Origin of the sequence: Psychrobacter immobilis (assembly GCF_904846235.1) — a bacterium.
GTDB classification, from domain to species: domain Bacteria; phylum Pseudomonadota; class Gammaproteobacteria; order Pseudomonadales; family Moraxellaceae; genus Psychrobacter; species Psychrobacter immobilis_C.
In genome coordinates this window covers 105294-119001 of the sequence record NZ_CAJGZN010000007.1, presented here as the reverse complement: position 1 = coordinate 119001, position 13708 = coordinate 105294, and the positions used below count along the sequence as shown (strand labels likewise).

Annotated in this window: 14 protein-coding genes; 7 read left to right on the top strand and 7 right to left on the bottom strand. The window is 44.1% G+C overall.

What is annotated here, in order from left to right:
• The first annotated feature begins 112 nt into the window (after positions 1 to 112).
• Together rpsU and JMX07_RS06645 are read left to right on the top strand one after the other, a co-directional pair.
• Positions 113 to 328: a 30S ribosomal protein S21 gene (rpsU, locus tag JMX07_RS06650; RefSeq protein WP_010195908.1), complete on the top strand. Its 216-nt coding sequence runs from the start codon at positions 113 to 115 to the stop codon at positions 326 to 328.
• Between the two features lie 202 nt (positions 329 to 530).
• A complete protein-coding gene (locus JMX07_RS06645; RefSeq protein WP_057758141.1) occupies positions 531 to 980 on the top strand; it encodes a GatB/YqeY domain-containing protein in 450 nt (149 codons plus the stop codon).
• 42 nt (positions 981 to 1022) lie between these two features.
• Here the strand turns inward: JMX07_RS06645 and JMX07_RS06640 are convergent, their stop codons facing one another.
• The gene (locus tag JMX07_RS06640; protein WP_227684669.1) at positions 1023 to 2594 is read right to left on the bottom strand and encodes a M48 family metalloprotease; all 1572 of its coding nucleotides are present in this window, start codon (positions 2592 to 2594) and stop codon (positions 1023 to 1025) included.
• A 538-nt stretch (positions 2595 to 3132) separates the two neighbouring features.
• On the opposite strand from JMX07_RS06640, the gene JMX07_RS06635 reads away from it, so the two are divergent.
• From JMX07_RS06635 to thiS, 4 genes are all read left to right on the top strand, one after another.
• Positions 3133 to 3588 carry a sulfurtransferase TusA family protein gene (locus JMX07_RS06635; RefSeq protein ID WP_201606975.1) on the top strand — a complete coding sequence of 152 codons (456 nt, stop codon included), beginning with the start codon at positions 3133 to 3135 and terminating at the stop codon, positions 3586 to 3588.
• A gap of 240 nt (positions 3589 to 3828) precedes the next feature.
• Complete coding sequence (gene rpoH / locus JMX07_RS06630; protein WP_197099889.1) at positions 3829 to 4692, top strand: RNA polymerase sigma factor RpoH; 864 nt, start codon at positions 3829 to 3831, stop codon at positions 4690 to 4692.
• 24 nt (positions 4693 to 4716) lie between these two features.
• On the top strand, positions 4717 to 5091 hold the full coding sequence (locus tag JMX07_RS06625; protein ID WP_201606974.1) for a DUF423 domain-containing protein: 375 nt from the start codon (positions 4717 to 4719) through the stop codon (positions 5089 to 5091).
• A gap of 126 nt (positions 5092 to 5217) precedes the next feature.
• A complete protein-coding gene (thiS, locus tag JMX07_RS06620) occupies positions 5218 to 5418 on the top strand; it encodes a sulfur carrier protein ThiS (RefSeq protein WP_057758131.1) in 201 nt (66 codons plus the stop codon).
• 208 nt (positions 5419 to 5626) lie between these two features.
• Here thiS and hpf read toward each other — a convergent pair whose 3' ends face one another.
• Together hpf and rpoN are read right to left on the bottom strand one after the other, a co-directional pair.
• Complete coding sequence (gene hpf / locus JMX07_RS06615; protein WP_102090835.1) at positions 5627 to 6007, bottom strand: ribosome hibernation-promoting factor, HPF/YfiA family; 381 nt, start codon at positions 6005 to 6007, stop codon at positions 5627 to 5629.
• Between the two features lie 359 nt (positions 6008 to 6366).
• Positions 6367 to 8010, bottom strand: coding sequence for an RNA polymerase factor sigma-54 (rpoN, locus tag JMX07_RS06610; protein ID WP_201606972.1), 1644 nt, complete (start codon positions 8008 to 8010; stop codon positions 6367 to 6369).
• A gap of 283 nt (positions 8011 to 8293) precedes the next feature.
• Between rpoN and JMX07_RS06605 the strand changes: the two genes are divergently transcribed.
• The gene (locus JMX07_RS06605; protein WP_201606970.1) at positions 8294 to 9157 is read left to right on the top strand and encodes a nitrilase-related carbon-nitrogen hydrolase; all 864 of its coding nucleotides are present in this window, start codon (positions 8294 to 8296) and stop codon (positions 9155 to 9157) included.
• 33 nt (positions 9158 to 9190) lie between these two features.
• Here the strand turns inward: JMX07_RS06605 and JMX07_RS06600 are convergent, their stop codons facing one another.
• From JMX07_RS06600 to lptM, 4 genes are all read right to left on the bottom strand, one after another.
• The gene (locus JMX07_RS06600) at positions 9191 to 10213 is read right to left on the bottom strand and encodes a tyrosine recombinase XerC (RefSeq protein ID WP_201606968.1); all 1023 of its coding nucleotides are present in this window, start codon (positions 10211 to 10213) and stop codon (positions 9191 to 9193) included.
• Positions 10214 to 10259: 46 nt separating this feature from the next.
• Positions 10260 to 11147: a diaminopimelate epimerase gene (gene dapF / locus JMX07_RS06595; protein ID WP_102090839.1), complete on the bottom strand. Its 888-nt coding sequence runs from the start codon at positions 11145 to 11147 to the stop codon at positions 10260 to 10262.
• Between the two features lie 258 nt (positions 11148 to 11405).
• On the bottom strand, positions 11406 to 12635 hold the full coding sequence (lysA, locus tag JMX07_RS06590) for a diaminopimelate decarboxylase (RefSeq protein ID WP_201607037.1): 1230 nt from the start codon (positions 12633 to 12635) through the stop codon (positions 11406 to 11408).
• Positions 12636 to 12967: 332 nt separating this feature from the next.
• Positions 12968 to 13282, bottom strand: a complete 315-nt coding sequence (gene lptM / locus JMX07_RS06585) for an LPS translocon maturation chaperone LptM (protein WP_201606966.1) — start codon at positions 13280 to 13282, stop codon at positions 12968 to 12970.
• Positions 13283 to 13708 lie beyond the last annotated feature (426 nt).

Sequence of the window (13708 nt, the reverse complement as noted above, 5' to 3'; positions counted from 1 at the left end):
GTGAGAATTGTCCTAGTTTGAGCTGATGCCTGTAATCTTGAGATATTACGGCTAAATACTAATACACAGCCAAACTAATGCCCTTATATCTCATCCTAATCGAGGAGTCTTCATGCCTGCAGTTAAGGTTAAAGAAAACGAACCAGTTGATATCGCTATTCGTCGTTTCAAACGTGCTTGTGAAAAAGCTGGTGTATTATCAGACGTACGTAAGCGTGAGTTTTATGAAAAACCAACGCAAGTACGTAAGCGTAAAAAAGCTGCTGCCGTAAAGCGTTATAAGAAGAAGTTACAACGCGAAACTATTCGTACCACTCGTATGTACTAATCAGTAATCTGATTAGCTAAGTACAAGCGCTACACTAACGCCACTGTTATCAATCGATATCAGTGGCGTTTTTTATGCTACAATTTTTGTTATTACTGCTGACATAATTTTTTATTAAAACCACTATCAGCAGGTCTTGTTCTAAAATTTAACAAACGACCTCTAACGAATAGCATTTAACAGATCGATAAGGATAATAGCAGTGAGCCAACTTAAACAGACGTTATCAGACAATATCAAAGTTTCAATGAAAGCTCGTGAGCTTGAGCGCGTCAAAGTACTGCGCAATGTACAGTCAGTAGTGAAACAAATCGAGATTGACCGTCAGACAGAGCTTGATGATGCCCAAGTATTAGAAGTCTTGCAAAAACAGCTAAAGCAGCGCCAAGAGTCACTAACTATTTTTACAGAAAATGGCCGTGATGACTTAGCCACCAAAGAGCAGTTTGAGATTGATATTATCAACGAGTTTATGCCGCAGCAAATGAATCAAGACGAGATCATGGCATTGGTAAATGCTGAAATCGCTGAGCAAGGTGCTACGTCTATGCGCGATATGGGCAGCGTCATGGGTGTCTTAAAGAACAAAACAGCTGGCCGTGCTGATCCTGCTTTGATTTCTAAAATGGTCAAAGATGCGCTACAAGGCTAGCACTTGCTATTGATTGGCAGGCTAATCTGTACAAATAACCGCCTAAGGCTTAAAGTCTTTGGCGGTTTTTATTGCTTTGAGTTCTGCATTAATATTGGCCAATAACGGACGCGCACTATTGGCTTGATCCGTGGTTTGCAGGTTTTCCGTCAACTGTTTGGCTTGCGTCAAAGAGGTCAGCGCACTCTCATAGCGTCCATTCCATAGCTGATCATAACTGCGATAGCGCAATGCATTAATCGTCGCGATATTGGCTAACTGTGGTGACGTAGTGGTCTTAGCAAGTTTTTCATTGGCAAGTTGCAAGCTTTGCCATGCATAACGATCGCTTGGCTGCTGTTCTGTTAGTGGCTTCAACAGCGCTTGAGCTTTTATCGGTTGATTGCTATTAGTCAGCGCTTCGGCCAGATAAAGACGTAAGTCTCGGCGCTCAGGATAGAGGCGCTGTTGGCTCTCTAAGACATCTACGGTTTGTTGCCACTTACCTTGTTCACTTAATAACTGACTGTGCGTAATCGACAATAGAGGCTCTAAACTCTGACGCTGTGTGCTTGATAACGCACTTATCTCGGCCAATACCTTGTTGGCATCTGTAAAACGCTGCTGCTCTCCATACCAATGCATTAGCGCAAGTTTGGCTCCAAGACTGTTTTTGGCGGCCGTTGTCAACGTCACTTCGGATGCGTGTTTACCAGTCACTTGCACACGCCAATACAACAAATCAAACAATGCTTGATGGCGCTGCTGCTGGCTCAATGAGAGCGCTGGATACTGCTGAGCGCGACTTTGTGACTCGCTCAACCGCTCATTACTCAGAGGATGTGAGCGTACAAAGCTCGGTAAGAATTGATTCTCAACTTGATTTAACTGACTCTGCTGATTCATCGTGGCAAAGAACCGTGGCATCGCCCGAGGATCATAACCCGCTTGGGTCATAATCTGCATCCCTACTCGGTCAGCCTCACGCTCGTTACTACGGCTAAACGCCATGCTGCTATTCATAGAAGCCGTTTGACTGCCCATCATCACAGCCGCAGCGGCATCACCATCGACAGCTGAAGCAGCAATCGCGGCTAGCATACCGCCTAGCTGCATCAGCAAGGCTTTTTTACGTTCGTCAGCGCCGCTTTCGTAGTGTCGTTGACTGATATGCGCAACTTCATGCGCGACGACGCTCGCCAGCTCATCCATGCTACTAGCTGACAGTATCGTTCCAGTATTGATACCTATTACGCCGCCAGGCGCTGCAAAGGCATTGATACTGGGGTTATCAATGATAACGACGCCAAGTGGTGCTTGCTGACGAGCTTGGGCATTGAGACGCCACGTCATGTCTTTTATCGTTTCTTGTACCCAAGGATCATGTTCCATTCTGACGCGGCCATTGATATTCTGTAATGACCACTCGCCAAGCATTTTATTTTGATATTGCTCAGCAAAGCTTAAGCCTTGTCCGCGCAGGTTTGGTAGATCTAGCGTTTGCGGATCTGTGACTTGCCACGAGCTATCAGCAAATGGCATTGTTTGACTCTCACGACTATGCGCACCACTAGCTGTGGCTAGTAGCATCATTGACAACCCTACCTTGATACTATGTGACAAAGCTACACTCATAAAATGACGTTTACCTTTTTGCTTAGACAATATAAGTGGCAAGCCTGCAAAATTTGTGGCTACTAAAGAGTTATTGCTGTCAGGTCGCTTCGTTCTATTAGCATGGTACAAGTGCATATCCTATAACATAATTGACGACGTCTTTTCGACTATACGAGCTTGTTTATCCAAGGTCAATTCTACAATGCACTTAACTACCAATAACTTAGCCACCCGTCACGATTGCGCAACATGGCTGTGTAATTATTCATTGGGCTATTATTTGTGCAGTAAATCTCAAGCGTATAACTATTAATCGGGCATTTGCTAATCGGGCAACTCTTGGTTATATGATTCTAGTGAACCGAACGCAGCGTTGATTATATTCAACTGCAACTATACATTGTCTATTTGGTATAATAAGCAACAATGATAGTAGGTTTAGATGACTGTGATGACGACCTCATAATTTATGATTGCTGGATTATGTTCGTACTAAATATCAAAGCCTATTACTAATAGAACAAATTAAAATATAGATATCTACAAGGTCTAAGTTATGCCCGCTGCTAGTGAATTAGTCATCGAACGTATGTCGCACTTTATGCAATTATCAGCGAGTTTGACTGATGCACAGCAGAACGATATTGCGAGTTTATTAGAGCTGCTACCGACTGAAAGTCATAATTCAGATGATGTAGCTATAGCGCAATCTGAACTCAATATAAAAGGTTTCGTTGATGGACGCGGTCTTGCATGTCCGATGCCATTGTTAAAAACTAAAGTGGCATTACGTGACGTAACAGTTGGTGAGTCGCTGTACGTGGTTGCAACCGACCCTAACTCACAAGCTGATATCACAGCATTCTGTCGACAAAGCCAGCAATCACAGTCGGCAGATTATTTGGAACTAGTGGTCAATGAAGTTACTGACCACTCGTCAGCTGATGGCACATCATTACAGCGTTTCGCTACAATATATCACTTCATCATTACCAAAACTGATAGCAACTAAGCGCTGCTATCCTTTACAATTAAATCATAAAGATTTTTATCTGACTATTTGCTTAACTATTTAACCAAGGTCAAGAATATGGCTAATACTTCTACTGATGCTGTAAATACAAATAAAAAAGATGGCTCAGCTCCTATAAAAAACGATGCGCGCGATGCTGCACTAAAGGCCGCTGCTCAGCGACCACCTTATGACGCGAGTGCATTGGGCAATACCAGTACGCGTGACTTAGTACCAGCTATGCCAACTCACCTGTCAGCGCCAGGGGTCAACTTGGGTGCATATATCAATACTGTCCATCAAATCCCAATCCTAACGCCGGTACAAGAGCAGGAGCTGGCACACCGCTATTATGATGAAGGTGATGTCGAAGCTGCTCGTCTACTGGTGATGTCGCATCTACGTTTTGTAATTCATATCGCACGTAGCTACTCGGGTTACGGATTGCCGCAAGCAGATTTAATCCAAGAAGGTAACTTAGGATTGATGAAAGCCGTCAAACGTTTTGACCCGAACAAAGGCGTACGTCTAGTATCGTTTGCCGTACATTGGATTAAAGCTGAAATTCATGAGTTTGTGATTCGCAACTGGCGTATTGTGAAAGTTGCGACTACCAAGGCTCATCGTAAACTGTTCTTTAACTTGCGTAGCCTTAAGAAGACCAATAATCAGCTGACACTAGAAGAAGCGGACGCTATTGCTAATGACTTGAATGTTACGCGCAAGCAAGTGTTAGAGATGGAATCACGTCTGACTTCTTATGATGCTTCGTTTGAGGCGCAGTCAAGCGACGATGATGATGGCCGCTATGCCCCTCAGCTATTTTTGGAAGATGGGATTGATCCAGCTGAGCAGTTAGAGGAAGCGGATTGGGAAGAAAACAACTCATCAGCACTCATTGCGGCTATGGGCACTTTAGATGATCGTTCGCGTGATATCGTTGAGCAGCGCTGGTTGTCTGAGCAAAAATCCACCTTGCATGAGTTAGCTGCGGTTTACTCTATCTCAGCTGAGCGAGTCCGTCAGATCGAGAAAAATGCCATGGACAAGATTCGTGATGCGATGACCATTGATAGTGTGATTTTGCCAGATGATATTCAGTAGCCTTAAGATGATACGAGTTGTTCAATGTTAAATTGGATCGGTATTGCAGCAATTAATATGGCTATCGCCGTGGCCTTAGGTGCATTTGGTGCGCATGGTCTAGAAGGCCGCGTCAGCATCCAACAACTTGAATGGTGGCATACGGCAACGCTGTATTTGTTCGTACATACGCTAGGATTATTGCTTGTCGGTCTGCTAATTCGTTTAAAATATATTACTCAGACGACTGCTTGGTTACTACAAATTGGTATTATCATTTTTTCTGGTAGTTTGTATGCCATGACGCTTGGTGCACCGCGTTGGTTCGGTGCGATTACGCCTATTGGCGGCGTTCTTATGATTACAGGTTGGCTATGGTTGGCCGTCTCTGCTTTTCGATTGAAGGACCCAGTTAGCTGAGCTGTTTAATAGAATAGTTATTGTTAGCTCTTTGCATCAGCTGCGACAAACTATCAGTAATAAAGCAAAGGATACGCAGTGAATAGCAGATAAACAGGAATTTTAAAACATTAAGGAGTATTTAATATGAGCACCATTAGTGTCAATGGTAAAAGCTTGCAAACCACTCATCAGACTGTGCAACTGGTTATCAATGAGCTTGGTCTTAGCCAAGGTCGTTACGCTGTAGAAGTAGACGGCGAGTTGATGCCAAAAAGCGAGCTTGCTCAACTGCGTATCGTAGAAGGTATGAATATAGAAGTAGTACAAGCCGTCGGCGGTGGTTAATAATGTTTAGACAGATAAGCTTGAGCTGACAGCTAGTTCATTTTCATTCTAAGTTTACTAATGCTAAAAAAGACCTCAACGTATTACACGTTAGAGGTCTTTTTTTATGTCAATTACAAACTAATGCAGTAGCTACTTATAAATTTTTTATTCTCTTAGTCTACTTTCACTAGCTTGTAACGATAATGTTCAAATTTTTAAACTCGAACTATGCTGCTGGTACTGCTTCTGCAGGGGTTAGATCCTGATAGCGACTATCGCGTCCTGCACCCTGAGTCTTTTTGCGCTCTTGACGGGTTTTGTACTTACGTACTTGTCTATCTAGCTTGTCTGCCATTTCATTAATGGCTTTATACATATCATCTTCATACGCTTGGACAAACATTTCTTGACCCGAGACACGCATAATTGCTTCAGCTTTATGGCTCTTTTTACCGCCGTCACTAGTACCGCTATTGTCTAACGATAAAATCACTTGAATACTTTGTATCTGATCGAAGTGACGCTCTACTTTTTCAAGCTTCTCGCGTACTGCTGTGTCCATAGCTTCTGTAACGCTGATATGATGACCACTGATAGAAACATTCATATTGTTGTCCTTTTATTTGTAACTTACAATCAACAGATGAGGTAGCATTCTTGCTTTTGTCATCCTGCCTTACCAATAACTACTCCAATGCCTCTAGTAATGTGTCGACGTATCCTTTTATCGTCTCCTTTATTAATTGTAAATAAATACTATAAATCGGCACTTGGTTTTCGTTGTTGGTATGACTCTAATTTGTCATGAAAATCGCCCAGTAGCAAGCCATTAAATTGTAATTAAGTGTAACAATACCTATTATTTCTACTTGGTTTCTATATAATCAAAAAATTTTATTTTTTATATCTGTATTACACTATACAGACAGGTAGCCATTAACCTTATAGAAAGATGAGCTTAGATAATTAGTATTTCTGTTTGCGCTGAGTAGACGAGCCAATATTCATTGCTTCACGATATTTGGCGACGGTTCTTCTGGCTATATCGATACCATCTGCTAACAGCTCATCTTTGATACGACTATCTGACAATGGTTTTTTGGGATCTTCGTCAGCGATGAGCTTTTTGATCATGGCACTGATAGCGGTCGATGAGATATCTCCATCAGCACTACTTACGTGAGAGGAGAAGAAGTGTTTCAAAGAAAACAATCCTTGCGGCGTCAAGATGGTTTTACTGGTGGTAAGGCGTGAGACTGTCGACTCATGCAAGTCAACTTCTTCAGCAATTGCCTTTAATATTAGGGGTTGCATGGCGGTTGCACCATGCTGCAGGAACTCTTGTTGATAGCGTACAATGCTAGTCGCTACTTTGAGTAAGTTTTGATTGCGCTCTTCGATACTACGAATAAACAGTCGAGCATCGGTAAGGTTTTCGCGCAGATATTGATTGTCAGGGCTGTCATCGCCGCGCTTGACCAAGTTGGCATATTCTTGGTTTACGCGTAGCTTTGGTAGGGTGTCTGGATTGAGGCGTACATACCAACCATCTTCTTCTGCTTCAGAGTTACTTGTCGCCTTATTGTTTCTAATAGGTGTGACCAACACATCTGGAATATCATAGCTCTCAGGCGGCTGAGCATAGTCAGGCTGGCTAGACTGAAACAGCAGCCCTGGCGAAGCGTTCAAGGTACGTAGTAGTGTAAGTGCAGGTGTGATGTATTCTGGTGCAAGCCCTGTGCGTTCAGTCAGTGCTTTAATATTATTACTGACTAAATGCTCGCTCGCTGATAGCAGCGCTTGGGCTTCTTGTAGGTATTCGGTGCGGGCATCTAGCTTAGATAGCTGAATCGATAAGCACTCGCTTAAATGACGCGCCCCTACGCCAACTGGATCACAGGACTGGATAATACGTAATACCGTCAAGACTTCTTCTTTTTCAACGCGCTCATCCCATTGATAGAAACTTGCCATCGTATCAAAGCTCTGTAGCAGCTCATCTATATCAATTCGAATAAAGCCCATGTCATCCATGGAGTCTATTAAATACTCTGCAATCAGCGTATCGGCCTCTGATAGACGCTTAAAGTTCAGCTGCCAGCGCACATGATCTTGAATGGTGGACGAAGTACCGCCTTGGTAACTATCAAAATCTTCATCACCCCTACTATTGCCAGAGCCCGTGGCGGTGGAGGCATAGTTACCCGTGTCAAAGCTATCGGCATCAGAACTGCTATAGCTATCTACATCTATTGCACTATCATCGATATTAGGCTGTTGTAATTTATCCAAACTATCACTGAAGCTATCGCTACTATCGCCGCTGTACTCTGTACCGCTAGTAGGCACTGAGTCGAATGAGTCACTGCTACTTCGATTCCAGCTATCAAGCGTCAACGGCTCGCTCCACTCCTCTATTTCATCGTCACCACTGTCGTATTCGTCATCGTTTTCGATACGTTCAAGTAATGGATTACTATCTAGTTTTGCCTGAACCTCTTGTGCGAGCTCAAGACTAGAGAGCTGCAGCAATTTTATGGCTTGCTGCATTTGCGGGGTTAGCTTTTGTGAGTTGCTCAGCGTGGTCGCCAATCCGAACGACATACTCATGGGCGGCTTATTGCACTCCGATCTTAGTGATATTGTGTTTATTCTGTCAGTAAAGGTAACGACATAAATCTTATCAGGACATGACGATAGCATTTTTTGCCACAATTTTGCTATGATAATTTATGTTTTGTCCGGATACGTTTGGTTTGCTATCGCTAGTAAACTAACATCTTGGCAAGGATGAGCAACCCATAAATACGAGCAGTCTGCTCATTACCGCGAAAATATTATAATAAATTACGGTGAATGACCAATACAGCTCACACCCAATAGGAATATTGTCATGAATTCAAATAACCATCAACTTAACGTCGCTGCTATTCAAATGAACAGTCAGCAGAATGTTGAGGATAATCTAGCAGATATCAAAGCCGCTATCACAGATGCACAAACTCAAGGGGCTGAGCTTGTTGTATTGCCTGAGAACTGCTGTAGTATGGGACAGCAATCTGCTACTGCCGAGCGTTTTGATGACTTATCAGCGACGATAGCAGACTACGCCCGCACCGCTGGTATCCATGTACTAGCAGGCTCGTTACCCTGCCATTATCGCCCTGATGGCACTATCGTTCCTGATGGTAGATTGCGCCAAGTGAGCCAGCTGTTTGCACCAGATGGTACCCGTGTCGCACGCTACGACAAGATTCATCTGTTTACCGCAACTGTGGCTGATAAGCATGGCAGCTATAACGAAGCGGCGACCTTTGAGCCGGGTACGCAGACCGTAATTGCGCCACTAGCAGTAGGCAATACAATCTACCAACTCGGCATGATGGTATGTTTTGATTTGCGCTTCCCAGCATTGGCGCAGCGCCTGCGACAAGCTGGTGCTGAACTATTGAGTGCACCTTCTGCCTTTACTTACTTGACTGGACAAGCGCACTGGTCGTTGTTGTTACGTGCTCGTGCTCTAGATAGTCAATGTATGGTCATTGGCGCAGCGCAAGGTGGTGATCATCTCTACCAAGATGGTAGTACCCGTCAGACATGGGGGCATGCAGCTATTACAGCGTTTGATAGTACTGTTATCGCAAGCTATGACGATAGCGAACTGGATAAACAATATGCCATCGTCATGGCGCTATTAGACAAGCAAGAGCAAGGCCGCCAAAAACTGCCTATCTTTGATTGCCATCGTTTGGCGTAGATTGTGAAATTCAGTGGATTTCGTGCCTAATTGCTAAGGCAATTCTTCATTTTGAGCATGAGTTGCTCGTGGATGGGCGCGATCATAAACCTGCGTTAATTTTGCAAAATCAACGTGAGTATAAATTTGCGTGGTGCTAATATCACTATGCCCGAGCATCTCTTGTACGGCGCGCAAGTCACCACTGCCTGACAGCATATGTGATGCAAAACAATGCCGCAATAGATGTGGATACATATTCTGTGCGATACCTGCGCGAGTAGCAGCGACTTTTAAGCGCTGCTGCACTGCCCGTGTTGATAGTCTGGTGCCGAGCTTTTCACTGATGAATAATGCGTTATCCATCTGCTCTACCCAAAGGTTACGATGCGGTAGGTAGCGACTAATCGCTTCTGCGGCCTTTATCCCTAATGGTACTAGCCGTGTTTTATTTCCTTTACCTGTGACTCGTACCCGTAAGTCAGACAAATCTACATCTGCCATATCGAGTGCAACCAACTCGCCAACACGCAAGCCACTACTATAGAGCAATTCAAACATAGCCTTGTCACGCAACCATAAGCGCGCTTGCTCTGGTGTATCAGGAATCTCTTGATCGAGTAGCTGAGTCAGTAAATCGACATCAGCGATAGAAGGCAGCGGTCTAGGACTACGCTTCAGCTGATAGCCAGTGGATGGGTTGATACGTGCTAGCTCTTCTTCAATCATCCAACCATAAAAATGTCGAATCGCAGACAACTCTTGCTGGACACTGGCAAGCGCTAACTTGTCTTCATCAAGACGTTGACTAATATGCTGGGCAAGTTGCCGTTTATCACAGCGTGTCCACGTTAGACGCTTACCACGCAAAAACAACGCCAGTTGATTTAAACCAGCGAAATAAGCGGTCAGAGTATGCGGCGAATGGTTGCGCACATACAATGTATTGAGCCAACGATGCACAGGTGCGAGTAACTCTCGCAATGCAGCGTCCGACTCTATAGTGGCGGCCAGCTCAGTAGATAGCCAAGGTGCTGAGCTCGCCGCCTGAGTGTCTTTATTTGTAGACATAACCATATTAGAACCATCCTTGGCATTTATACGATCGGCCTAACAACAGTTATCAGCCTTCAGCATTGAGTTTAAGGCCCGCTTGTGCCATCAGACCATCTGGACTAAATACACCTTCATAGACGAAAGCGGTCGGACCCGTCATCGTAACTGAATAGCCTGGCTGCCACTTGATAATCATACTGCCACCATATAGCTGTGCGCGAATTTCCTCACCCTCATCGAGCCAACCCTCACGTATACCAACGGCTACTGCTGCACACGCGCCTGTACCACAAGCTTGCGTTTCACCCACTCCGCGCTCGTACACACGTAGACGAATATGGCGCTGATTCATCACTTGCATAAAGCCTACATTGACGCGGTCTGGAAAGGCAGGATGCGACTCAATTGCCTTGCCTAGAGTCTCAACCTCGGCATCGAGTACGTCATCGACTTTTATCACAGCATGCGGATTGCCCATATTGGCAACGTACAGCTGCACAGGCGTACCATTTACATCAAGATGATAGGTGTTTTGGATTTTGGTCGTCGCTCTTGGGCTAAATGGAATCTCATCTGGCTCAAATTTAGGCTTGCCCATATCGACATCTACCCAACCGTAGCGATCAGTAGTCAAAGAAATAATACCGCTGGCCGTCTCAACGCGTAGACGCTGCTTAAATGACAGTTTACGTGCTTGTACAAAACGCGCAAAACAACGTGCGCCATTGCCGCACTGTTCGACTTCGGTGCCATCAGTATTAAAGATACGATAACTGAAATCGACATCAGGGCGCATGGGTGGTTCGACCACGAGCAATTGATCAAAACCAATGCCTAGGTGACGATCGCCCAATAACTGCACCAAATCCTTGGTCAAATCTAAGCGCTGGGTCACTAAATCAATGACCATGAAATCATTACCCAACCCATGCATTTTAGTAAACTCTATTAGCATATCTTTGATGTCCTATCCTATTTTTATGTATGCCTTATATTAGCACGCTGTCAGATACAATCATAATTATCACCACTATCAAATACCAAGTTATATATATATCTCACAACTGACCTACTTACTTAGCATTGAGCACAAAAAACCCACTGTTATCGTCACAGTGGGTTCTCTTTAATCAACAAAGCTATGAGCAAAAAGCTATTTAATTAAAGCAGCCATCGATGACCATATCAACATCAATCTACGCTGCTTATAGTACTATTCACCCTGCCACAACGCTTCATCTGCATATAATGCTTCAATCGTTTCGCGCTTGCGGATTAGCTGATGACTATCACCAGACACCATCACTTCGCTAGCACGTGGGCGTGAGTTGTAGTTGCTGCTCATGGTAAAGCCGTAAGCACCTGCACCTGTGATGGCCAGTACATCGCCTGTGACCAATGATAGTAGGCGGTCTTTTGCCAAGAAATCACCTGTCTCACAAATTGCGCCAACGATATCCCACGGCTGCGTACCATCCGTATCGATACCAGCACTAGGCAACACACTTGGAATCACCGCCATCTCAGCTTGATATAAAGCAGGACGAATCAAGTCATTCATCGCGGCATCAACGATCGCAAAGTTCTTATGCTCAGTCGGCTTGAGTACGTCAACTTGAGTCAATAGCACGCCAGCATTGGCAACGATACTACGACCTGGCTCAAAGAACACAGTCAAACCAAGCTCGCTAAGTTTTGGCAATAATGCTTGGGCAAACTCATCGATAGACACAGGCGTCTCATCAATATAGCGCACACCTAAACCACCACCCAAATCAACATGCTGCAACTCAATACCAGCGTCACGCAGGCTATGTATCAGCTCAATAACTTTATCTAACGCTGCAACAAATGGTTCTACCTCAGTCAATTGCGAGCCAATATGACAGTCAATACCAACGATGTCTATATGTGATAAATCGGCCGCTTGCTGATAAACCGCTAGTGCGTCTTCGTGAGTGATACCAAACTTGTTGTCTTTGAGTCCTGTCGAGATATACGGATGGGTTTTGGCATCGACGTTAGGATTAACGCGTAACGAGATTGGCGCAGGCTTGTCAAGTGACTTTGCCACGTCATTGATTAAAGTCAGCTCGCTGATAGACTCAACATTAAAACAGCCGATACCTTGAGTCAGCGCATATTCGATATCACTGTACGTTTTGCCAACGCCTGAGAATACTACACGTGATGCTGCGCCACCTGCCGCTAACACACGCATCAACTCACCGCGAGAGACAATATCAAACCCAGCGCCTGCCTGTGCCAAGACACCAAGCACAGCAAGGTTAGAGTTTGCTTTTACGGCATAGCATACCTGATGATTCAGACTGGCAAAGCTATCAGTATAAGCTTGATAAACGTCCAATATTGCTTGCTTTGAATACACGTAGCATGGTGTGCCATATTGTTTTGCCAACTCATCGATACTGACCTGCTCCATATACAGCGCATCGCCGCGATAGCTTAGCGCTGGCAAGTGAGCACTCAACGCTTTCGGGTCAACATACAACCCTTGCTCAGTTTGGATAGTAACGGATTCGCCAGTAGCAGAATCGGTCAAGTCAGCAGGTAGTTCAGAATGACTCATATAAACATCTCTAATATAATCAGATTATCAAGGGTGAAATTTAAATTTAGGTAGCAAAGCTATTTAGCCATAACAGAATCGATGGTTAGTTAAGCAGTCAATTAAACTGTTAATTAACAAGCACCTAACCACTAACTATTGGCTCAGTTTAACGATTATTAGCCTAGCAGTTATTGGCTTAGCAATTAATAGTCGTTGGGATCAGTACTGGGCTCAGGTAGCACCATTTGCTCTTCTAGGTAGCGGTTTTTTTGATAGTTATCATCGTCGATACCGGCAAAGGCTGCATCTTGTGGATGGCTAGTACTATCCAGTACAGACGCACTGCCCTCTATCGTTTGACTACTAGAGTCTGCCCGATATAGATCGCCTTTTTGCCCGCAGCCTGACAATCCTAGCATAACCACACTGCTAATAAATAAAGTGGCGAGAGCCTGACGACTGGTACGAGCGAATGAGCGAGCATGCTTGGCTGCTAAGGGGCTGTGTATAGTAGACATAGAATAGATAACCTGTGAGCTTACGACGGCATAATGGCGATAGTAAATCGTGATAAATAAAAAACAAATGGACAGCCAAACCGACAGCGAAAGCACTGCCGTTATGACCATTTTCATCATAGCATTATTACATAAAGCTGTACGGATACTGAATATGATTGGTGAATAAATTTGCGTGATGTTGGATATTTTCTAGAACATTAGTCGAATTTTTATAGTAATATCGTCTGCGAGCTTAGATATGAATGTATGACATATGAGTGTCTCGACAATATTTCTTACAATTTCGTGAGCAATAGCACTGTTATGCCGTCCATACAGGTTATCCACTTACAGCTCTATAACTCACTGAATGTAATTGATTTATTTTATATTTAGCTATTTATTAATTACACATTTTAAACCTTGGCCCTGTTGTGGTGTAGA

Excerpts from the sequence above, each read along its gene's own strand:
- dapF (WP_102090839.1), bottom strand. The coding sequence starts at position 11,147 with ATGCTAATAGAGTTTACTAAAATGCATGGGTTGGGTAATGATTTCATG.
- rpoH (WP_197099889.1), top strand. The coding sequence starts at position 3,829 with ATGCCAACTCACCTGTCAGCGCCAGGGGTCAACTTGGGTGCATATATC.
- JMX07_RS06640 (WP_227684669.1), bottom strand. The coding sequence starts at position 2,594 with ATGAGTGTAGCTTTGTCACATAGTATCAAGGTAGGGTTGTCAATGATG.
- JMX07_RS06625 (WP_201606974.1), top strand. The coding sequence starts at position 4,717 with ATGTTAAATTGGATCGGTATTGCAGCAATTAATATGGCTATCGCCGTG.
- rpsU (WP_010195908.1), top strand. The coding sequence starts at position 113 with ATGCCTGCAGTTAAGGTTAAAGAAAACGAACCAGTTGATATCGCTATT.
- rpoN (WP_201606972.1), bottom strand. The coding sequence starts at position 8,010 with ATGAGTATGTCGTTCGGATTGGCGACCACGCTGAGCAACTCACAAAAG.
- thiS (WP_057758131.1), top strand. The coding sequence starts at position 5,218 with ATGAGCACCATTAGTGTCAATGGTAAAAGCTTGCAAACCACTCATCAG.
- lptM (WP_201606966.1), bottom strand. The coding sequence starts at position 13,282 with ATGTCTACTATACACAGCCCCTTAGCAGCCAAGCATGCTCGCTCATTC.
- JMX07_RS06605 (WP_201606970.1), top strand. The coding sequence starts at position 8,294 with ATGAATTCAAATAACCATCAACTTAACGTCGCTGCTATTCAAATGAAC.
- hpf (WP_102090835.1), bottom strand. The coding sequence starts at position 6,007 with ATGAATGTTTCTATCAGTGGTCATCATATCAGCGTTACAGAAGCTATG.
- JMX07_RS06635 (WP_201606975.1), top strand. The coding sequence starts at position 3,133 with ATGCCCGCTGCTAGTGAATTAGTCATCGAACGTATGTCGCACTTTATG.
- JMX07_RS06600 (WP_201606968.1), bottom strand. The coding sequence starts at position 10,213 with ATGGTTATGTCTACAAATAAAGACACTCAGGCGGCGAGCTCAGCACCT.
- lysA (WP_201607037.1), bottom strand. The coding sequence starts at position 12,635 with ATGGAGCAGGTCAGTATCGATGAGTTGGCAAAACAATATGGCACACCA.